Source organism: Streptomyces pyxinicus, assembly GCF_024753135.1.
In the GTDB taxonomy this organism is placed as follows: domain Bacteria; phylum Actinomycetota; class Actinomycetes; order Streptomycetales; family Streptomycetaceae; genus Streptomyces; species Streptomyces pyxinicus.
This window is the reverse complement of sequence record NZ_JANUGP010000004.1, coordinates 292722-313508: the sequence shown is the minus strand read 5'-3', so window position 1 is coordinate 313508 and position 20787 is coordinate 292722. Positions and strand designations below refer to the sequence as shown.

General features: G+C 73.7%; 19 protein-coding genes. 17 read left to right on the top strand and 2 right to left on the bottom strand.

Going from position 1 to position 20787, the window contains the following annotated elements; all coding sequences use genetic code 11:
* Window positions 1–89 precede the first annotated feature (89 nt).
* Entirely contained in the window at window positions 90–2702 is a 2613-nt protein-coding gene (clpB, locus tag NX794_RS08325; protein WP_258777602.1) for an ATP-dependent chaperone ClpB, read from the top strand.
* Window positions 2703–2875: 173 nt separating this feature from the next.
* The gene (locus NX794_RS08320; protein WP_258777601.1) at window positions 2876–3406 is read left to right on the top strand and encodes a type III secretion system chaperone family protein; all 531 of its coding nucleotides are present in this window, start codon (window positions 2876–2878) and stop codon (window positions 3404–3406) included.
* A gap of 17 nt (window positions 3407–3423) precedes the next feature.
* On the opposite strand, the gene NX794_RS08315 is transcribed toward NX794_RS08320, so the two are convergent.
* Entirely contained in the window at window positions 3424–4614 is a 1191-nt protein-coding gene (locus NX794_RS08315; protein ID WP_258777600.1) for a mannosyltransferase family protein, read from the bottom strand.
* Between the two features lie 103 nt (window positions 4615–4717).
* Complete coding sequence (locus tag NX794_RS08310; RefSeq protein WP_258777599.1) at window positions 4718–5902, bottom strand: pyridoxal phosphate-dependent aminotransferase; 1185 nt, start codon at window positions 5900–5902, stop codon at window positions 4718–4720.
* 148 nt (window positions 5903–6050) lie between these two features.
* On the opposite strand from NX794_RS08310, the gene NX794_RS08305 reads away from it, so the two are divergent.
* From NX794_RS08305 to NX794_RS08235, 15 genes are all read left to right on the top strand, one after another.
* Window positions 6051–6506 carry a hypothetical protein gene (locus NX794_RS08305; protein WP_258777598.1) on the top strand — a complete coding sequence of 152 codons (456 nt, stop codon included), beginning with the start codon at window positions 6051–6053 and terminating at the stop codon, window positions 6504–6506.
* Window positions 6507–6659: 153 nt separating this feature from the next.
* Window positions 6660–7031 carry a hypothetical protein gene (locus NX794_RS08300; RefSeq protein WP_258777597.1) on the top strand — a complete coding sequence of 124 codons (372 nt, stop codon included), beginning with the start codon at window positions 6660–6662 and terminating at the stop codon, window positions 7029–7031.
* Between the two features lie 292 nt (window positions 7032–7323).
* The gene (locus tag NX794_RS08295; RefSeq protein ID WP_258777596.1) at window positions 7324–7860 is read left to right on the top strand and encodes a DUF2617 family protein; all 537 of its coding nucleotides are present in this window, start codon (window positions 7324–7326) and stop codon (window positions 7858–7860) included.
* 108 nt (window positions 7861–7968) lie between these two features.
* On the top strand, window positions 7969–9609 hold the full coding sequence (locus tag NX794_RS08290; RefSeq protein ID WP_258777595.1) for a polyamine aminopropyltransferase: 1641 nt from the start codon (window positions 7969–7971) through the stop codon (window positions 9607–9609).
* Window positions 9610–9661: 52 nt separating this feature from the next.
* The gene (locus NX794_RS08285; RefSeq protein ID WP_258777594.1) at window positions 9662–10552 is read left to right on the top strand and encodes an SRPBCC family protein; all 891 of its coding nucleotides are present in this window, start codon (window positions 9662–9664) and stop codon (window positions 10550–10552) included.
* A 51-nt stretch (window positions 10553–10603) separates the two neighbouring features.
* Window positions 10604–11398, top strand: coding sequence for an aldose epimerase family protein (locus NX794_RS08280; RefSeq protein WP_258777593.1), 795 nt, complete (start codon window positions 10604–10606; stop codon window positions 11396–11398).
* A 10-nt stretch (window positions 11399–11408) separates the two neighbouring features.
* Window positions 11409–11957, top strand: coding sequence for an orotate phosphoribosyltransferase (gene pyrE, locus NX794_RS08275; protein WP_258777592.1), 549 nt, complete (start codon window positions 11409–11411; stop codon window positions 11955–11957).
* Between the two features lie 149 nt (window positions 11958–12106).
* Entirely contained in the window at window positions 12107–13129 is a 1023-nt protein-coding gene (gene fbaA / locus NX794_RS08270) for a class II fructose-bisphosphate aldolase (protein WP_258777591.1), read from the top strand.
* A 96-nt stretch (window positions 13130–13225) separates the two neighbouring features.
* Window positions 13226–14728 (top strand): MFS transporter, encoded by a 1503-nt coding sequence (locus NX794_RS08265; RefSeq protein WP_258777590.1) that lies wholly within the window; start codon window positions 13226–13228, stop codon window positions 14726–14728.
* Window positions 14729–14732: 4 nt separating this feature from the next.
* On the top strand, window positions 14733–15146 hold the full coding sequence (locus NX794_RS08260; protein ID WP_258777589.1) for a DUF3151 domain-containing protein: 414 nt from the start codon (window positions 14733–14735) through the stop codon (window positions 15144–15146).
* Window positions 15147–15344: 198 nt separating this feature from the next.
* Window positions 15345–16193, top strand: coding sequence for a tryptophan 2,3-dioxygenase family protein (locus NX794_RS08255; RefSeq protein ID WP_258777588.1), 849 nt, complete (start codon window positions 15345–15347; stop codon window positions 16191–16193).
* Complete coding sequence (kynU, locus tag NX794_RS08250; RefSeq protein ID WP_258777587.1) at window positions 16186–17379, top strand: kynureninase; 1194 nt, start codon at window positions 16186–16188, stop codon at window positions 17377–17379. The genes NX794_RS08255 and kynU overlap by 8 nt, the downstream gene beginning before the upstream one ends.
* 357 nt (window positions 17380–17736) lie before the next feature.
* Window positions 17737–18630, top strand: a complete 894-nt coding sequence (locus NX794_RS08245; protein WP_258777586.1) for an alpha/beta hydrolase — start codon at window positions 17737–17739, stop codon at window positions 18628–18630.
* A 93-nt stretch (window positions 18631–18723) separates the two neighbouring features.
* Window positions 18724–20076, top strand: a complete 1353-nt coding sequence (locus NX794_RS08240; protein WP_258777585.1) for a sensor histidine kinase — start codon at window positions 18724–18726, stop codon at window positions 20074–20076.
* Complete coding sequence (locus tag NX794_RS08235) at window positions 20073–20738, top strand: response regulator (protein WP_258777584.1); 666 nt, start codon at window positions 20073–20075, stop codon at window positions 20736–20738. Before NX794_RS08240 ends, NX794_RS08235 begins: the two co-directional genes overlap by 4 nt.
* Window positions 20739–20787: the final 49 nt, after the last annotated feature.

Sequence of the window (20787 nt, the reverse complement as noted above, 5' to 3'; positions counted from 1 at the left end):
CGGCCCTGCACCTCCAGCCTTGAGTGGAATAGACTCAACTTTGTGTACGTTGGTCGAAGCAGTGGATCGTCGAGGAGGAGAACGGACACGTGGACGCCGAGCTGACCAACAGGAGCCGGGACGCGATCAACGCCGCGGGCAACCGGGCGCTGACCGAGGGGCACCCGGACCTCACCCCCGCCCACCTGCTGCTGGCTCTGCTCCAGGGGCAGGAGAACGAGAACATCACCGACCTGCTCGCCGCCGTCGACGCCGACCAGGCGGCCGTACGGGCGGGCACCGAGAAGGTCCTCGCCGCGCTGCCCAGCGTGACCGGGTCCACCGTGGCGCCCCCCGCGCCCAACCGCGAGCTGCTGGCCGTGATCGCCGACGCAGGGGAGCGGGCCAAGGAGCTGGGGGACGAGTACCTGTCCACCGAGCACCTGCTCATCGGCATCGCCGCCAAGGGCGGTGCCACCGGCGACCTGCTCAAGCGGCAGGGCGCCGACGCCAAGAAGCTGCTGGAGGCCTTCAGGAAGGCCAGGGGAGGGCGCCGCGTGACCACAGCCGACCCGGAGGGCCAGTACAAGGCCCTGGAGAAGTTCGGCACCGACTTCACCGCCGCCGCCCGCGAGGGCCGGCTCGACCCGGTCATCGGGCGGGACCAGGAGATCCGGCGCGTGGTGCAGGTGCTGAGCCGCCGTACCAAGAACAACCCCGTGCTCATCGGCGAGCCCGGCGTCGGCAAGACCGCCGTCGTGGAGGGGCTCGCCCAGCGGATCGTCAAGGGCGACGTGCCCGAGTCCCTCAAGGACAAGCGGCTGGTCGCGCTGGACCTGGGCGCCATGGTGGCCGGCGCCAAGTACCGCGGCGAGTTCGAGGAGCGGCTGAAGTCCGTGCTCGCCGAGATCAAGGACTCCGACGGGCAGATCATCACCTTCATCGACGAGCTGCACACCGTCGTCGGCGCCGGCGCCGGCGGGGACTCCGCCATGGACGCCGGCAACATGCTCAAGCCGATGCTGGCCCGCGGCGAGCTGCGCATGGTCGGCGCCACCACGCTGGACGAGTACCGGGAGCGGATCGAGAAGGACCCCGCCCTGGAGCGCCGCTTCCAGCAGGTGCTGGTCTCCGAGCCGAGCGTCGAGGACACCATCGCGATCCTGCGCGGTCTCAAGGGCCGCTACGAGGCGCACCACAAGGTGCAGATCGCGGACAGCGCGCTGGTCGCCGCCGCCACCCTCTCCGACCGCTACATCACCTCCCGCTTCCTGCCCGACAAGGCCATCGACCTGGTGGACGAGGCGGCCTCGCGGCTGCGCATGGAGATCGACTCCTCGCCCGTCGAGATCGACGAACTCCAGCGCTCCGTGGACCGGCTGAAGATGGAGGAGCTGGCGATCGCCAAGGAGACCGACCCGGCCTCCCGCGAGCGCCTGGAGCGGCTGCGCCGCGACCTCGCCGACAAGGAGGAGGAGCTGCGCGGCCTGACCGCCCGCTGGGAGAAGGAGAAGCAGTCCCTGAACCGGGTCGGCGAGCTGAAGGAGCGGCTGGACGACCTGCGCGGACAGGCCGAACGCGCCCAGCGCGACGGCGACTTCGACACCGCCGCCAAGCTGCTCTACGGCGAGATCCCCGAGCTGGAGAAGGAGCTGGAGGCCGCCTCCGAGGCCGAGGAGGAGGCCGCCCGGGACACCATGGTCAAGGAGGAGGTCGGCTCCGACGACATCGCGGACGTCGTCGCCGCCTGGACCGGCATCCCGGCCGGCCGTCTGCTGGAGGGCGAGACGCAGAAGCTGCTGCGCATGGAGGACGAGCTGGGCCGGCGGCTCATCGGCCAGGGCGAGGCGGTGCGGGCCGTCAGCGACGCCGTGCGCCGCTCCCGGGCCGGGATCGCCGACCCCGACCGGCCCACCGGGTCCTTCCTCTTCCTCGGCCCGACCGGCGTCGGCAAGACCGAACTCGCCAAGGCGCTCGCCGACTTCCTCTTCGACGACGAGCGGGCCATGGTCCGCATCGACATGTCGGAGTACGGCGAGAAGCACAGCGTGGCCCGGCTGGTCGGCGCGCCCCCCGGGTACGTCGGCTACGAGGAGGGCGGCCAGCTCACCGAGGCGGTACGGCGGCGGCCGTACAGCGTGGTGCTGCTGGACGAGGTGGAGAAGGCCCACCCGGAGGTCTTCGACGTGCTGCTCCAGGTGCTGGACGACGGCCGGCTGACCGACGGCCAGGGCCGTACCGTCGACTTCCGCAACACCATCCTGGTGCTCACCTCCAACCTGGGCAGCCAGTTCCTGGTGGACCCGCTCACCAGCGAGGCGGAGAAGCGGGAGCAGGTGCTGGAGGTCGTCCGGGCCTCCTTCAAGCCCGAGTTCCTCAACCGGCTCGACGACCTGGTGGTCTTCTCCGCGCTGACCAAGCCCGAGCTGGAGCGGATCGCCGCACTCCAGCTCGACCGGCTCGGCAGGCGGCTGGCCGAGCGCCGGCTCACCCTCGACGTCACGCCCGAGGCGCTGGCCTGGCTCGCCGAGGAGGGCCTCGACCCGGCCTACGGCGCCCGCCCGCTGCGCCGCCTGGTGCAGAGCGCGATCGGCGACCGGCTCGCCAAGGAGATCCTCTCCGGCGAGGTCAAGGACGGCGACACGGTCCGCGTCGACCGCGCCGGCGAGGGCCTGCTGGTGGGCCCGGCGACCGGGAAGGCGGACACGGCGAAGACACGGTGACGCCCGGCCGGTGGGAGCCGCGCCGCCCGGGGACCTCGTACCGGTCCCCGGGCGGGCGCGCGGCCGACCGGACGGATCATGTCAGCCCGTGGCTGACAGGCCGCTGCGGGGCTTGCCACCCCCCTCCCCGCATGGGGGAGGATGGCGAGATCCACCATGAAGGGAAAACTACGGTGAGCATCGACCCGTCCTCGATTCCGAACTTCGGGGGCCAGCCCGAGCCGCAGCCCCAGGGACCGGCCGGCCCCGTCCTCCCGGATCAGGACCTTGTGAAGCAGCTCCTCGACCAGATGGAGCTGAAGTACGTCGTCGACGAGGAGGGAGACCTCGCCGCGCCGTGGGAGCAGTTCCGCACCTACTTCATGTTCCGCGGCGAGGAGGAGCAGGCCGTCTTCTCGGTGCGGACCTTCTACGACCGCCCGCACGCGATCGAGGAGAAGCCCCAGCTCCTGGAGTCGATCGACGACTGGAACCGGCGCACCCTGTGGCCGAAGGTCTACACCCACACCCACGACGACGGCACGGTCCGCCTCATCGGCGAGGCCCAGATGCTGATCGGCACGGGTGTCGACATCAACCACTTCGTCTCCTCCACCGTCAGCTGGGTGCGGGCCGCGATCGAGTTCGACAAGTGGCTCGCGGAGCAGCTCGGCCTGGAGCAGGACGTCGACCAGGCGGACAAGCCCGAGGAGGACGGGGAGTAGCCTCCCCGCTCCCCGGGTCACAGGGGCGCGCGTCCGAACACCACCAGGTACGCGCCGTAGGCGTAGCCGAGCCCGGCCAGGGCCGCGACCACCACGGTCGCGTGCCAGGGCCGGGCTCGTGCCGTCCGCACCAGGGCCAGCGCGAGCGGCAGCAGTAGCGGGAACGCCGGCAGCAGGAACCGCGGCTTGGACTCGAAGAAGCCGGACCCGCCGAGCGTGATCAGCAGCAGCGCCCCGCTGTACACGAGCAGCGGCAGCGGGGCCCGCTCCACCAGCAGCAGCGCGAACAGCAGCACCCCGGCGAGCACGATGAGCAGCGCGACCGGGAACGCGAACCGGTGCCCGAGCAGCAGCGCCCGGCGCACCGACTCCAGCGAGCCCTCCCCGAAGTCGAACCGCGAGCCCCAGCGCCGCTGCACCGCGAAGTAGCCGCCGGTCAGGCTGCCGGTGCGGCGGCCGACCCAGAGGACGTACGCCGTCCAGCCCAGCGGGGCCAGCGCCGCGCCCGTCCACAGCCTGGGGGAGACCCGGCCGCGGCGCCGCCACAGCTCGGCGCCGGCCGCGGCCAGTACGGCGGCGGCGACCGCGAACCCGTTCGGCCGGGACAGCCCCGCGAGCGCCGCCAGGGCACCGGCCCACACCCAGTTGCCGGCCAGCACCGCGTACAGCGACCAGGCCGCGAACGCGGTCAGCAGCGGCTCGGTGTACGCCATCGACAGCACCACCGAGTGCGGCAGCAGCCCCCACAGCAGCACCAGCGCCAGACCGGCCGACCTGCCGTGCAGCCGGGTGCCGACCGCGTGGACGCCGGCGGCGGCCACGGCGGCGGCCGTCCACGACACCAGCAGCCCGGCGCCGATCCCGTCGAGCGGGGTGAGCGCGGTGACCGCGCGGACCAGCGCGGGGTACAGCGGGAAGAACGCCAGGTCGCTGACGAGCGTGGCGTGCAGGCGCATCAGCCGGCCGTAGCCGTGCGAGGCGATGCTCAGATACCAGACCGAGTCCCAGGATCTGCCGAGCAGCGCGAGCGGATGCCGGCCGGCGGCCTGTCCGACGAGGGCGAGCACGGCCGTACCGGTGAGCCGGATGCCCAGGAACAGGCCCACCGCGAGGAGACTGGCCCGGCCGAGGGACGACCGGGCGCGCTCCGCGGGCGCCGGCTCGGGTGTGACGACGGGCGGGGCGAGAAGGGTGCTGGCGTGAGTCACACCTCCGCACCTTGCAAGCCCCCGGCCACCGACGCGAGCAGCGAACGGCCGAGCGTGTCACCGGTTCACCTGTGTCGAGTACAACGCCGGGCCACCCGGGTGGTCACATCCGGCGCAGCCGCCCGGCGGCTTCTCGCAGGACCTCCTCGCGCTTGCAGAACGCGAACCGCACGAACGGGGCGCCGGCCTGGCGGTCGTCGTAGAAGACCGCGTTGGGGATGGCGACCACGCCGGCGCGTTCGGGCAGGGCGCGGCAGAAGGCGAAGCCGTCCTTCTCGCCGAGCGGGCGGATGTCGGTGGTGACGAAGTAGGTGCCGGCCGGCCGGAACACCTCGAAGCCGGCCGCCGTCAGCCCCTCGGCGAGGATGTCGCGGCGGGCGAGCATCGACCGGCGGAACTCCTCGAAGTAGGAGTCGGGCAGCGCGAGCGCCTCGGCGACCGCGTACTGGAAGGGGCCCGAGGAGACGTACGTGAGGAACTGCTTCACCGCCCGTACGGCGTCGACCAGCGCGGGCGCGGCCGTCACCCAGCCGACCTTCCAGCCGGTGAAGGAGAACGTCTTGCCGGCCGAGCCGATGGTGACCGTGCGCTCGCGCATCCCGGGGAAGGCGGCCAGCGGCAGGTGCTCGGCGTCGTCGAAGACCAGGTGTTCGTAGACCTCGTCGGTGACCACCAGCAGGTCCCGCTCCACCGCGAGTTCGGCGATCGCGGTCAGTTCGGCGCGGGTGAGGACGGTGCCGGTGGGGTTGTGCGGGGTGTTGAGGAGCAGCAGCCGGGTGCGGTCGGTGACGGCCGCGCGCAGTTCGTCCAGGTCGAGCCGGAAGGCGCCGTCGTGCGGGCGCAGCGTCACCGGGACCCGGCGACCGCCGGCCAGCGCGATGCTCGCCGCGTAGGAGTCGTAGTACGGCTCCAGCGCCACCACCTCGTCGCCCGGCTCGACCAGTGCCAGCAGCGCGGCGGCGATCGCCTCCGTGGCACCGGCCGTGACCAGCACCTCGGTGTCCGGGTCGAAGGACAGCCCGTACCGGCGCAGCTGGTGCTCGGCGATCGCGGTGCGCAGCCGCGGGATGCCCGGGCCCGGCGGGTACTGGTTGCCGTGCCCGGCGCGCAGCGCTCGTACGGCGGCCTCCCGGATCTCCTCGGGGCCGTCGGTGTCGGGGAAGCCCTGGCCCAGGTTGATCGCGCCGGTGGCCACGGCGAGGGCGGACATCTCGGCGAAGATCGTGGTCCCGAACTCGGCGAGACGGCGATTCAGCAGCGGGCGCTCGGTGGAGGTCATGCCGGTCATCCTCCGCCCTGGCCCGGGGCCCGCTCAACCGGCGTTCCCCGCCGTCGAGCGGGTTTCCGTGTTCCGCAACGGCTGCCGCGAGTACCCCGTCTAGCAGCGTGAGGGCCGCCGGCCCCGTGACGCCCACTTTTGAGTCGAGGACGATCTGATGAAGCCGCGCCTGTTGGTCACCTGTCTGTCGGCCCTGGTGCTCGTGTCGGCCTGTTCCGGCGGCGCCCGGCCGCGGGAGACGCCCGGCGCGCCGGTGCCGACGAAGGGCGCCGTGAGCCCGGCTCGCCTGCCCGATCCGGGACGGTCGCCGCTTCCGCTCGGGACGAGGACGCTGTACACGGGCTCGGGCCACGGCGCCGGTGGTGTCACGCTGCCCGCGTCGGCGGCGAAGGCCTCTTCGGTCACGGTGCGGTGGACGTGTGCCGGGCCCTCCGGGTTCGGCGTCACCGCCGGCGGGAAGACCCTCGTCCGCTCCGGATGCGGGGACAAGGGCGGGGACGGTGTGTTCAGCGCCCGGATCCCGCGCGCCCGGCCGCGCGATCTCGCGTGGCGGTTCGCGGCGGCCGACTCGGTGGCCTGGCGGATCGTCGTCACCGAGCCGCCCGGCCGGTAGGAATCGCCGTCCGTCTTCGCAGGTCAGAGGCGGTTTCCCCGACGCCATCCTCAGAAGTTGCTCAACTCTGCTTTGGCCGCGGGCGGGGCCGGGCATCCCCCGGTCACCGCGGTCCACGGGGGCCGCTCAGGGGGAGGGAAGGAGGGTGACGCCATGGCATTCGGCATCATCCTGGCGGTGGTCGCGATCATGTTCGTCGCGGCCTCGGCGAAGCGCGGGCGCCGCGCCCGGAACGCGAAGGTGTCGCTCGGCAAGGGCGGCCGGGGGCGGATGAACCGCTCATCGGCGTCCTCGGCGTCCTCGTCGTCCTCGTCGGCGTACGACAGCGGGAACAGCTGGTGGGCGGCGGGTGGCGGCGCTGCCGGCTCCGGGTCTTCCGGGGGACACGGAGGTCACGGGGGTCAGCACGGCGGGCACTCCTGCGGTGGGCACTCGTGCGGGGGCGGCTCGTCGTGCGGCGGTGGTTCGTCCTGCGGCGGAGGTTCCTCGTGCGGCGGTGGGGGCGGCTGCGGGGGCGGCAACTGACGAGGGAGGATGGACCGGCCGCCCGCCGGAGGGAGGCATTCCGGTGGGTGTTCGCCCGGCGCGTGTTCCGCGCCGGGCGCACGCCTTCGTTGAACAGTTGAACTGTGCAGCCCCCCAAGGGATGGAAAGCCCACGAAGTTGGGTAAAAACGCTGTGGGGGTGCCTCTGTTCATGATTCCCTCTAAATCGCCAACGCAGCCCCTCGGACGTCCCGCAGACTCCCTCCCCGGCCGAGGCCGGCTGGGCTGACATGGCCGATCTCCCCCTCATCGCGTGTTAGCGGAGCCGATCCATGCTCACGACCCTGAACACCTCCTACACCGATACGCGCGCCGCCGACCTCGCCTGGGCCCTGGGGCGCGAGCCGTTGCCCGCCCTGGCCACGCTGGATCTCGAACTCAGAGGCGCGAGACTCCAGTTGAGACTTCTCGGCGCGTCCCACCAGGTACTCCTGGAGGAGGAGCGCGGCGACTGCTCGGAGACGGTCGCCTGCATCCCCGGCTCCAGCACCCCGCTCCCGCTCGGCGTCGCCAAGCGGATCGGCGACTGGGAGTACGAGTTCGCGGCCCGGGTCGAAGTCCTCACGCCCGGCTCCTTCGCGGGCCGCGCCCAGGAGTTGCTGGCCCTGGTCTCCGAGCACCCGCACGGTCTCGCCGGCGTCTTCCCCGGCAGCCCGCACGCCTTCACGGCGATGCTGGCCCAGCGGCAGGACGGCCAGGTGCACTGGCGCACCTGGCACGCCTACCCGCAGGACGGCCAACTGGTCGCCACCCGGACCCGGGTGGGCCCGCGCGGGCCGGTCGGCCAGGCAGGCCGCCCCCCGGCGTGACGGGGTGTCAGGGCACGTGGGCCACATAAACCCGGAACGCGTCAACTGCCCCCAGGACCACACGTGTGGGTGACGAAGCGTGCCCGGCATGTGACGTAACGTCGGGGAGTGATCGAACCGCACGCCCCCGCGCCCCCGGGCGCCCCGCCCTCCTGGACCGGCCCCGCGCGGCTGCCCGTCCGGCCCGGCACCGGGCGGTTCCTGGTCCTCGTGTGCGTCTTCGTCTGCGCGGCCTGCGGCCTGGTGTACGAACTCGAACTGGTCGCCTTCGCCTCGTACTTGATGGGCGACTCGGTCACCCAGGCCTCCGTCGTGCTCTCTGTGATGGTGTTCGCGATGGGCATCGGCTCGCTCGGTGCCAAACGGCTGCGCTGGCACGCCGCCGCGGGCTTCGGCGCGGTCGAGTCGGTCCTCGCGCTGGTCGGCGGCTGCAGCGCCATGGCCCTGTACGCCGTGTTCGCCTGGACCGGCGGCTGGGGCGGGGTGTGGGCCGAGGGCCCGCGCTGCCTCCTGGTCGCCTTCTCGCTCGCCATCGGCCTGCTCATCGGCGCCGAGGTCCCCCTGCTCATGGAGTTGATCCAGCGCATCCGCCGCCAGGACGCGGGCGGCGCCGTGGCCGACCTGTTCGCGGCCGACTACGTGGGCGCCCTCGTCGGGGGCCTCGCCTTCCCCTTCCTGCTGCTGCCGTTCCTGGGCCAGCTCACCGGCGCCCTGCTCACCGGCACCGTCAACGTGGTCGCGGGCGGCGCCCTGGTGCTGGGCCTGTTCCGGCGCGACCTCACCCGCCGGGCCCGCTGGACACTGCTCCTCGCCGGGGTCGTCGTCCTCGGGGTGCTCGGCTCCGCAGCGGCCCTCGCCGGCGACTTCGAACGGGCGGCCCGGCACGCGGTCTACGGCACGGACGTCCGGGTGGCCGTGCGGACCGGCGTACAGGAGGTCGTCCTGACCGGCGGCACCCACGGCAGGCCGCTCGACCTCTACCTCGACGGCCGGCTCCGGGTCGGCGGGCGCGACGAACGCGCCTACCACGAGGCCCTGGTCCACCCCGCGCTCGCCGCCGCCCCCGCCGGCGCGCGCGTCCTCGTCCTCGGCGGCGGCGACGGACTGGCCGTGCGCGAGGTGCTGCGCGACCGCCGGGTGCGCCGCGTCGACGTCGTCGAACTCGACGCCGGCCTGCTCCGCCTGGCCCGCGAGGACCCTGGCCTGTCGGCGGCCAACGGCCACGCCTACGCCGACCCGCGCGTCCACGTCACCCGCGCGGACGCCCTCGGCCGGCTGCGCCGGGCGCCCGTTGTGCCGTACGACGTGGTGATCGCCGACCTGCCCGATCCCGGCATCACCGCCAGCACCAAGCTGTACTCGGAGGAGTTCTACGGCCTGGTCCGGCGGGCGCTGGCCCCGCACGGCCGGCTGGCGGTGCACGCCGGGCCCGTCACCAGCCGCCCCCGCGTCTTCTGGACCGTCGCCGCCACCCTGCGCGCGGCCGGTCTCGCCGGCACCCCCTACCGGGTCCTCGACCCCGACTCCGGCTTCCCGGCCGGCCCCGACCGCTCCACCGGCACCGCCCGCGCCCCGCACGACTGGGGTTTCCTGCTGGCGGCGCCGGGCCGGACCGCGCCACCGCTGCGGCTGGACGGCGTCCGGCCGCTCACCCTGACGCCGGGGCGGCTGGCGGCGGACCGCCGGGCGGCCGAGCGGACCCGGATCGGCGGGCTGCCCCCGTCCACGTTGGTGCGTCCGCGGTATTGAGCGCCCGTCCGCCGGGGTGAGTTCCGGCCGGGACTGGGTAGGCTCAGCGGACATGAGGCACCAGGTCTTCGTTCCGGTACCCGCCGAGCGACTCAGAGCCGCCCTGGCCGACCCCGCCCGCGTCGCCCGCGCCCTCCCCGGTCTCCAGCAGGACGCCGGCGCCGAACCCGTCACCGGGCGCCTGAAGCTCCGCGTCGGCGGACACTCCGTCACCTACCGGGGGACGGCACGGGCGGTGCCCCGCGACGACGGCACCTACGCCCTGGAGGCCGACGCCACCGAGGCCCGCGGCACCGGCTCGGTCAAGCTCGCCCTGGTCCTCGGCCTCGCCGACGCCGACGGCGGCACCCTGGCCACCGTCGAGGGCACGGCGGACGCGGACGGCCGCATCGCGGAACTGCCGGCCGAGACGGTCGCCGCCGCCGCGACCAGGCTGCTGACCCGGTTCCTGGAGGGCCTCGCCGACCCGGACACGGCTGAACCCCGGGAGGCGGGAACCGCGCCTGCCGACGACCACACCTCCGTCGTCGACACCGAGGTCCCGCCGCCCTCCCTCGCGGCCGAGGCGGACGACGACCAGACCGGCGACGAGCGGATCGGCGACGAGCGGATCGACGAGGAACGGATGGGCGACGAGCGGATCGGCGAGGAGCGGGTCAGCGACGAGCGGATCGGCGACAGGCGGGCCGGTGAGCCCGTGGGCCCCCTCACCGAGGGGTTCGGCGAAGCCGAGCCCCCCGCCGAGGCCGCGCACGCGCGCCGCACGATGATCGGCCGCAGCGCCGAGGAGGTCGACCACGCCCCGCCCCGCGGCCGCTACGCCCCGGTGCCCGCGCCGCAGACCGTCACCGGCAACCCGGCCCTGCGCTGGGCGGCCCCGGCGGCGGCCCTGGCCCTCGCGTCGGCCGTCGTCGTGGGCCGGGCCCTGCGCAAACGCCGATGAGCTGCCCGCGCGAACGCCGGTGAGCACCCGCCGCCCCGCTAGGGTCGTCCCGTGAGCAACGAAGAGATCACGCTGACCGCGGGCGACAAGGGCGCGAAGGTCCGCGTCAGCCCCTCCGACGGCGGCCGTATCAGCGGGCTGGAGGTCGACGGCCTCGAACTGCTGAGGCAGGGCCCCCGCTTCGGCTGCTTCCCGATGGTGCCCTGGTGCGGCCGGACCCGCGACGGCCGCTTCCTGGACGGCGCCACCGTCCGGCAGCTGCCGCTCAACTCCCCGCCGCACGCCATCCACGGCACCGCACGCGACGGCGCCTGGCGCACCGCGCGCGTCGCGGAGGACGAGGCGGTCCTGACGTACGAGCTGACCGACCCCTGGCCGCACCCCGGCCGCGTCACCCAGGTCGTCGCCCTCGCCGAGGACAGCCTGACGCTGACGATGTCCGTCGAGGCGTACGAGGACTCCTTCCCGGCGCAGATCGGCTGGCACCCCTGGTTCCACCGCACCCTGGGCGGTGTGGACGCCCGGCTGGACTTCACGCCGGCCTGGCAGGAGGAGCGCGGCCCGGACCACCTGCCCACCGGCCACCGGACCGACCCGCGCCCCGGCCCCTGGGACGACTGCTTCGGCATGCCCGACGGCGTCGACGTCACCCTCACCTGGCCGGGCCGGCTGGAGCTGAAGGTGACCAGCCGCGAGCAGTGGGTCGTCGTCTACGACGAGCAGGAGGAGGCCGTCTGCGTGGAGCCGCAGACCGGGCCGCCCAACGGCCTGAACACCCTTCCGCGCCTGGTCACCCCGCTGGAACCGCTGGAGGCGACGACGACCTGGAGCTGGCGGCGGCTCTAAGCTGGCGGGCATGACGGACGTACGTGCTGAGCTGTTGCAGCAGATCAAGGACAAGGCCGTGGTGCACGGCAAGGTGACGCTCTCCTCCGGGCTGGCGGCCGACTACTACGTCGACCTGCGCCGCGTCACCCTCGACGGCGAGGCCGCCCCGCTGGTCGGCCAGGTGCTGCTCGACCTCACCGCCGACCTGGAGTTCGACGCGGTCGGCGGCCTCACCATGGGCGCCGACCCGGTCGCGGGCGCCATGCTGCACGCCGCCGCCGCGCGCGGCCGGAGGCTGGACGCGTTCGTCGTCCGCAAGGCCGCGAAGGCGCACGGCATGCAGCGCCGGGTCGAGGGTCCGGAGATCGCGGGCCGCCGCGTTCTGGTCGTCGAGGACACCTCCACCACCGGCGGTTCGCCGCTCACCGCCGTCGAGGCCGTGCGCGAGGCGGGCGCCGAGGTCGTCGCCGTCGCCACCATCGTGGACCGCGCGACCGGCGCGGCGGAGAAGATCGAGGCCGGGGCGGGCGTTCCGTACCGTTTCGCCTTCTCGAAGGACGAACTGGGCCTGGACTGACGACGCGTACGACCCGGACCCGACCGGCGCATGGACCACCGGGCCAGGTCTGGAAAGATGGGGCCGACGACGGCGTCGAAAACCCTCAGGTCTAGGTCAGGGCCGTAACGCACCACGCACAACCCACCCGCAACTCAAGGAGCGGACAGATGCCCATCGCAACCCCCGAGGTCTACAACGAGATGCTCGACCGGGCGAAGGCAGGCAAGTTCGCCTACCCGGCCATCAACGTCACGTCCTCGCAGACCCTGAACGCGGCCCTGCGGGGCTTCGCTGAGGCGGAGAGCGACGGCATCGTCCAGATCTCGACCGGCGGTGCCGAGTTCCTCGGCGGCCAGTACAGCAAGGACATGGTGACCGGCGCGGTCGCGCTCGCCGAGTACGCGCACATCATCGCCGAGAAGTACCCGGTCAACATCGCGCTGCACACCGACCACTGCCCGAAGGACAAGCTCGACGGGTACGTGCGGCCGCTGATCGCGCTCTCCAAGAAGCGCGTCGACGCCGGTCTCGGCCCGCTCTTCCAGTCGCACATGTGGGACGGCTCCGCCGAGACCCTCGCCGACAACCTGGAGATCGCGCAGGAGCTGCTGGAGCAGGCCCGCGCCGCGCGGATCATCCTGGAGGTGGAGATCACCCCGACCGGCGGCGAGGAGGACGGTGTCTCGCACGAGATCAACGACTCCCTCTACACCACGGTCGACGACGCGATCCGCACCGCCGAGGCGCTCGGCCTGGGCGAGAAGGGCCGCTACCTGCTCGCCGCCTCCTTCGGCAACGTGCACGGCGTGTACAAGCCGGGCAACGTGGTGCTCCGCCCCGAGCTGCTCAAGGAGCTGAACGAGGGCGTGGCCGCCCGCTTCGGCAAGGGGTCCCCGTTCGACTTCGTCTTCCACGGCGGCTCCGGCTCCACCGAGCAGGAGATCCAGACCGCGCTGGAGAACGGCGTGGTGAAGATGAACCTCGACACCGACACCCAGTACGCGTTCACCCGCCCGGTCGCGGGCCACATGTTCGCGAACTACGACGGTGTCCTGAAGATCGACGGCGAGGTCGGCAACAAGAAGGCCTACGACCCGCGGACCTGGGGCAAGCTGGCCGAGGCGTCGATGGCCCAGCGGGTCACCGAGGCCACGCAGCACCTGCGCTCGGCGGGCAACAGGATCAAGTAAGCCGTACCGGGGCGGTCGCCACGGCCGTCCCCACGGGTACCTCCGGTTGGGCCCGGCGGCTGTCTGTGCCGCCGGGCCCGCTGTATACCTGGGAGCATGCCCGACGTCCGGCTGGCCTCCCCGCAGGGCACGTGGATCCTGCTGACCACGGTCCTCGGCTCCAGCATGGCCCTGCTGGACTCGACTGTCGTCAACGTGGCGCTCCCCGCCATCGGCCGCGACCTGGACGCGAGCCTGGCCGCGCTCCAGTGGACGGTCAACGCGTACATGGTCACGCTGGCCGGGCTGATCCTGCTGGGCGGCTCCCTCGGCGACCACTACGGGCGCCGCAAGGTCTTCGTGCTCGGCGTGGTGTGGTTCGCCGCCGCCTCCCTGGCCTGCGGACTCGCCCCCACCTCCGGGGTGCTCGTCGCCGCCCGCGCCCTCCAGGGCGTCGGCGGAGCGCTGCTGACCCCCGGCTCCCTCGCCCTCATCCAGGCCTCCTTCCACCCCGACGACCGCAGCCGGGCCGTCGGCCTGTGGTCCGGGTTCGGCGGCGTCGGCGCGGCGGTCGGCCCCTTCCTGGGCGGCTGGCTGGTCGCCGGGCCCGGCTGGCGCTGGGTGTTCCTGCTGAACATCCCGCTGGCCCTGCTGTGCGTCCCGGTCGCCCTGCGGCACGTACCGGAGTCGTCGGACGCCCGCTCGCACGGCCGTTTCGACGTCCTCGGCGCGGCCCTCGGCGCCCTGGCCCTCGCCCTGCTGACGTACGCGCTGACCGAGGCGAACACCGGCTCGCTCGCCGTCGCCCTGACCGGTGCCGCGGGCGTGGCCGTCGCGGTCGCCTTCGTGTACACCGAGCGGCGCCGCGCCGACCCGATGCTGCCGCCCGGCATCTTCGCCTCGCGCCGGTTCACGGCCGTCAACCTGGTCACACTGTGCGTGTACGCGGCCTTCGGCGGCTTCTTCTTCCTCACCGCCCTCCAGCTCCAGGTGGTGGCCGGCTACTCGCCGCTGGGCGCCGGTACGGCCCTGCTGCCGACCACCGTCCTGATGCTGCTGTTCTCCGCCCGCTCAGGCGCCCTCGCCGACCGCACCGGGCCCCGGCTGCCGCTCACCGTCGGCCCGCTGCTGTGCGCGGCGGCGATGCTGCTGACGCTCCGGGTCGGCCCGGGCGCCTCCTACCCGCTGGACGTGCTGCCCGCGCTGCTGGTGATGGGCGCCGGCATGGTCACCCTGGTCGCGCCGCTCACCGCCACCGTCCTCGCCTCCGTCGACGCCTCCCGCGCCGGGCTGGCCAGCGGCATCAACAACGCGGCGGCCCGGGCGGCGAGCCTGGTCGCGGTGGCCGCGCTGCCGCTGCTCACCGGGATGGGCCCGGACGCCTACCGCGACCCGGCCGCCTTCGACCGCTCCTTCGACCGGGCGATGCCGGTCTGCGCGGGCGTCCTGGTGCTGGGCGCGGCCCTGGCCTTCACCCTGGTACGCCGGCCGGGCCCCGGCTGCCGCCGCCCCGAGTGCCACATCCACGGCTCGGTGACGTGCCCGCCGCTGGAGACCGGGGAGTCCGGCTCCGCGCCGAGGGCGGGCGGGGGCCGCTCGCACCGTCCGGTGACAGACTGAACCCATGACGATGCACGAGAACCTCCTCGGCGGCCCGCCCCCGACCCACCTCCCCGACGACCCGGAGCCGCGCGAGTTGCTCGCCCAGGGCACCGCGCCCGCGGACGTCGCCGCCAAGTACCCCACCTCCTCGCTCGCCTGGGCCCAGCTGGCCGACGAGGCGTTCGAGCGCGGCGCGGTCGTGGAGTCGTACGCCTACGCCCGTACGGGCTACCACCGCGGCCTGGACTCCCTGCGCCGCAGCGGCTGGAAGGGCCACGGCCCGGTGCCGTGGGAGCACGAGCCGAACCGCGGCTTCCTGCGCGCCCTGCACGCCCTCGCCCGCGCCGCCGGCGCCATCGGCGAGCAGGAGGAGTACGAGCGCTGCTCCCAGTTCCTGAAGGACTCCTCCGCGACGGCGGCCCAGACCCTGGGCTGACCCGTAGGGGTCCCGTGGGGGTCCCGTGGGGGTCTCGTCAGGGCCGTACCCGGTGGCCGTACCCGGTGTGGCCCGTCCGACGGCGGACGGGCCTTGCCGTATCCGGGGGGATTGCAGAGGATTCCGCTTGGGGACCGGGGCCCCCGTGCCGGCATCGGCAGGGGCGGACCGCTACCCGGAGTACTACAGGAGACAGCGATGTCCCACCAGGCTCACCCCCCTTCCGAGGCCGCTGAGCCCGAGACCCCGCATCTCGACTTCGCCGGTACCACGCCGTACGAGGACTACGTCAAGGCGGACGTCCTCACCCACCTCCAGCACACCCTCTCCGACGATCCCGGCGAGATGGTCTTCCTGGTCACCACCCAGGTCATGGAGCTGTGGTTCACGGTGATCGTGCACGAGTGGGAGACGGCCGCGCGGGCGCTGCGCTCGGACGACGTGCCGACCGCGATCGCCGCGCTGAAGCGCTCGGTACGGGAGCTGGAGGCGCTGAACGCCTCCTGGCGGCCGCTCGGCCAGCTCACCCCCGCCCAGTTCAACTCCTACCGCGGCGCCCTCGGCGAGGGGTCCGGCTTCCAGTCGGCGATGTACCGGCGCCTGGAGTTCCTGCTCGGCGAGAAGTCCGCGTCCATGCTCGTCCCGCACCGCGGCGCCCCGCGCGCCCACGCCGAGCTGGAGAAGGCGCTGCACGAGCCGAGCCTGTACGACGAGGTGCTGCGGCTGCTGGCCCGCCGCGGCCACGCCGTCCCCGACTCCGTGCTCGACCGCGACGTGGCCCGGCGCCACGAGCCCTCCGGCGCCGTCGAGGCGGTCTGGGCGGAGATCTACGCGGGCGACGAGAGCGCCGAACTCGCCCGCCTCGGCGAGGCGTTGAGCGATGTCGCCGAGCTGGTGTGGCGCTGGCGCAACGACCACCTGGTCGCCACCCGCCGCGCGATGGGCGCGAAGACCGGCACCGGCGGCTCGGCCGGCGTGGCCTGGCTGGAGAAGCGCGCCCGCAACAACGTGTTCCCCGAGCTGTGGACGGCGAGGTCCCATGTCTGAACTGGCCCGGCGGGCGGAGAAACTGGACGCCGAGGACGCGCTCGCCCCGCTGCGCTCCCGCTTCGTCCTGGACGACGTCGTCTACCTGGACGGCAACTCGCTCGGCGCGCTGCCGGCCGGCGTCCCCGACCGGATCGCGGACGTGGTGCGCCGCCAGTGGGGCGAACTGCGCATCCGCTCGTGGGAGGAGAGCGGCTGGTGGACCGCGCCCGAGCGGATCGGGGACCGGATCGCGCCGCTGGTCGGGGCGGCGCCGGGCCAGATCGTGGTGGGCGACTCCACCAGCGTGAACGTCTTCAAGGCCCTGGTCGCGGCGGTTCGCATGGCCGACCTGCGCGGTCCGGGGCGGGACGAGCTGCTGGTGGACGCCACCACCTTCCCGACGGACGGCTACATCGCCGAGTCCGCCGCCCGGCTGACCGGCCGGACGCTGCGCCCGGTGACGCCGGACGAGGTGCCGTCGGCCCTGTCCGACCGCACGGCCGCGGTCCTGCTCAACCACGTCGACTACCGCACCGGCCGGCTGCACGACCTGCCGGCGCTGACGGCCGCGGTCCACTCCGCAGGCGCCCTCGCAGTGTGGGACCTGTGCCACAGCGCGGGCGCGCTGCCGGTCGGGCTGGACGAGCACGGGGTCGACCTGGCGGTGGGCTGCACCTACAAGTACCTGAACGGCGGCCCGGGTTCCCCGGCGTACCTCTACGTCCGCCGCTCGCTGCAAGGTGACTTCGACTCCCCGCTGCCCGGCTGGAACTCCCACGCGGAGCCCTTCGGCATGAGCCCGTCCTACGCCCCGGCCCCGGGCGCGCAGCGCGGGCGCGTGGGCACGCCGGACATCCTCTCCATGCTGGCCCTTGAGGCGGCCCTGGACGTCTGGGACGGCGTCCGGGTCGAGGCGGTCCGCGCGAAGTCCCTGGCCCTGACGGACTTCTTCCTGGAGTGCGTCGGCGCCCGCACGGAACCGGGCCGGGTCGAACCGGTGACCCCGGCCGCGCACGCCCACCGGGGCAGCCAGATCGCCCTGCGCTGCCCCGACGCGGCCGAGGTCATGCCCGCCCTCATCGCCCGAGGCGTGGTGGGCGACTTCCGCCACCCCGACATCCTCCGCTTCGGCTTCACCCCGCTCTACGTCAGCTTCACGGACGTGGAACGAGCGGCCCGGGTCCTGGGGGAGGTGCTGAACTAGAGCAGACGGAGCCACTCGCGGCCCGCCTGCCCGCGCCCCTGCTGGCCTGCGGTCAGGCGTGCCGCGCGCGGCGGTACCGGTCGGCGTTACGGCGGCCCCGCTGACCTGCGGGCAGGCGTGCCGCAAGGGGCGGCACGGGTGGGCGCAGGCGGCACCCCGCAAGCGCGGGCAAGAGCCCCGACCCCCGCCCGGGTGCAGCACAGGGTGCCCCCGCGAACGCCCCGCAGCAGCGCAGGGCACCCCTACGAGCACCCCACCCCCGCCCGGTCCCGCCCCCCTGATACCGTCCCCGCCAACCCGCACCGGACGAAGCCCCGCCCCCGTCCGCACCACCCGCTCCGCACGAGAGGCCGACCCATGCCAGCCGACGCCGCCGCACACCGCGCCGCCGCCGAAGAGAAGTCGGCCTTCTCGCACCCCCCGGTCGCCCCCGACACCACCGCCCCCTACGGGAACCACCCCGACCAGGTGATCGACTTCTACGCCCCCCACACCACCGGCACCCCCCAGACCGCCCCCCTCGTCGTGGTCCTGCACGGCGGAGCCTGGCGCTCCCCCTACGACCGCCACCACATCACCCCCTTCACCGCCCACCTGGCCCACAGCGGCTACGCCGTGGCGAACATCGAGTACAGACGAGGCGCCCCCGAGAAAACCCCGAACGCGACCGAGACCGCCGGCCGCTGGCCCGACACCTTCGACGACGTCGCCGCAGCCCTGGACGCCCTCCCGGACCTCGCGAGAGCGGCCCTCCCCACGGCCGACCTCCGCCGCACGGTCCTCACCGGCCACTCCGCCGGCGGCCACCTCGCCCTGTGGGCTGCGGCCCGCCACGTCCTCCCCGCCGACGCTCCTTGGCGCACCGCCGGCCCGGCCCCCCTGCGCGGAGTCGTCGCCCTGGCCCCCATCGCGGACTTCGCACTCGCCGGGAAACTGGACGTCTGCGGCGACGCGGCCGCCCAACTCCTCGGCAGCCGGGCGGGGGCGGAAGAGGACACCGTCACCGACCGCCGCCCCTACGCCGACCCCGCCCTCCTCCTGCCGACCGGCATCGCGACCACCCTCGTCCAGGGCAGCGCCGACACGGTCGTCCCCCAGGCGGTGGCCGAGGCGTACGTGGAAGCCGCGGCGAAGGCGGGCGAGACGGTGGGCCTGACCCTGCTGGCGGACGTGGGCCACTTCCCCCTGATCGACCCGGCGGCGAACGCCTGCGCGGTGGTGACGGAGGAGATCGCCCAACTGGCGTGGTGATCCAACCACCGTGCGTAGTACTTGAGAGGGATGCCGAGGGACCCCTCTCACTGGTGACGACCGCGCCCCGGCCCAGCGCCTACCGTTTTGCCTGTGACCGAGACGACGCACAAGCAGACGACACGGCCGGGCGCGGCCGACAGGCGCCGCAGTCCGGAGTTCCGGCTGGCCGCGGGACTGCTGGGCGGGCTGCGCCAAGACCTCTTGACGGGTGCCTTCGCCTACCGCCCGCTGCCGCCCCTGCGCGTCGACAGCGACTTCACCCGCCGCTTCTCCGGCCGCCCGCGTGCATACGCGCTCTGGACCCCGCATACGGTGGTGGCGGCCGTCGGTGTGGTGGCGATGCTCCTCAACCTGGCGAGCAACGGGACCGACGGGGTGGCCGGGCTGCTGTGCGGGTTCCTCGCGCTGGGGCCGGTGCTGCTGACGCTGGTGCGCCCGGCCGGCGCGTTCTGGCTCTCGCTCGCCGCGACCACCGTCGTCGGACTGGTCGGTGACGACTGGCAGTCGTGGCCGTGGGCGGAGGGCAGCTTCCTCTCCCACCTGGCGGTGCTCACGGTCGTGGCGATACGCACCCGGCCGCGCACCGCGGCCTGGATGTGGCTGCTGACCGTGCTGTACGGCTCCTGGATCGTGGCCGTCCTCGGCGCCGGGCACGACGACATCGACGCGAGCCCGATGGTCCTCTTCTCGGCGCTGATCCTGCTCGTCGTCACCGTCCGGCACATCCGCCGGGAGGCGCAGCAGGAGGTGACCGCCCAGCAGACGGTGACCGCGGTGGAGCGTTCCCGGCGCACCCTGCTGGAGGAGCGCACGACCATCGCCAGAGAGCTGCACGACGTGGTCGCCCACCACATGTCGGTGGTCGCCATCCAGGCGGAGGCCGCGCCCTACCGGGTGGAGAACCCGCCGCCGGAGCTGGAGAAGGCGTTCGCCACCATCCGGGAGAACGCGGTGGCGGCCCTGACCGAGCTGCGCCGGGTGCTGGGCGTGGTCCGCGCGGAGGACTACGCGGCGCCGGACGCCCCGCAGCCCACCCTCGCCGATCTGGACGGACTGCTCGCCAATGTGCGGGAGGCCGGCCTTGAGGTGGAGAAGACGGTGACCGGCGCGGTGCGGGAACTGCCGCAGGGTGTGGAGCTGTCGGCGTACCGGATCGTGCAGGAGGCGCTGAGCAACGCGCTGCGGCACGCGTCGGGGGCGAGCGCCCGGGTGGAGATCGGCTACGTCCTCGGCGGTCTCGGCCTGCGCGTGGTCAACGGCCCGCCGCCGGCCCCGAACCTGGTCAAGCCGTCGCCCGGCGCCGGGCACGGCATCACCGGGATGCGGGAGCGGGTCTCGATGCTGAACGGCGAGATGACGGCGGGCCGGACGGACGACGGCGGGTACGAGGTGTCGGTGTTCCTGCCGGTGCCGGCCGCCCCGGCGGACGAGGACGCGGCATGACGATCCGCGTACTGGTCGCCGACGACCAGATGATGGTGCGCGAGGGCTTCTCGGTCCTGCTGAACGCGATGCCGGACATCGAGGTCGTCGGCGAGGCCGTCAACGGCCGGCAGGCGGTGGACCGGGTGCGGGAGCTGGCGCCGGACGTGGTGCTGATGGACATCCGGATGCCGGAGATGAACGGCATCGAGGCGACCCGGGAGATCGTGGCCGCGGACGAGGCGGCGAAGGTCCTGGTGCTGACCACGTTCGACCTGGACGAGTACGTGTACCAGGCCCTGCGTGCCGGCGCCTCCGGCTTCCTGCTGAAGGACGCCTCGGCGCGCCAACTGGCCGACGGCGTCCGGGTGGTGGCCTCCGGCGAGGCACTGCTGGCCCCCTCGGTCACCCGGCGCCTGATCACGGAGTTCTCCCGGCTGGCGGGCCCTCCGCGCGCCCTGCAGGCGGCGCAGGCGGCCTACGGGGAGCTGACGGAACGCGAGACGGAGGTCCTGATCCTCATCGCCCAGGGCCTGTCGAACGCGGAGATAGCCGGCCGCCTGGTGGTGGCGGAGTCGACGATCAAGACCCACGTGAGCCGGGTCCTGGTGAAGCTCGGCCTGCGCGACCGCACCCAGGCGGCGGTCTTCGCCTACGAGGCCCGCTTGGTGACACCGGGCTGAGCCGCCGTTCCCCCACCCTGGCCGTGGTGGGGTGCCCGGGGCTACGGTC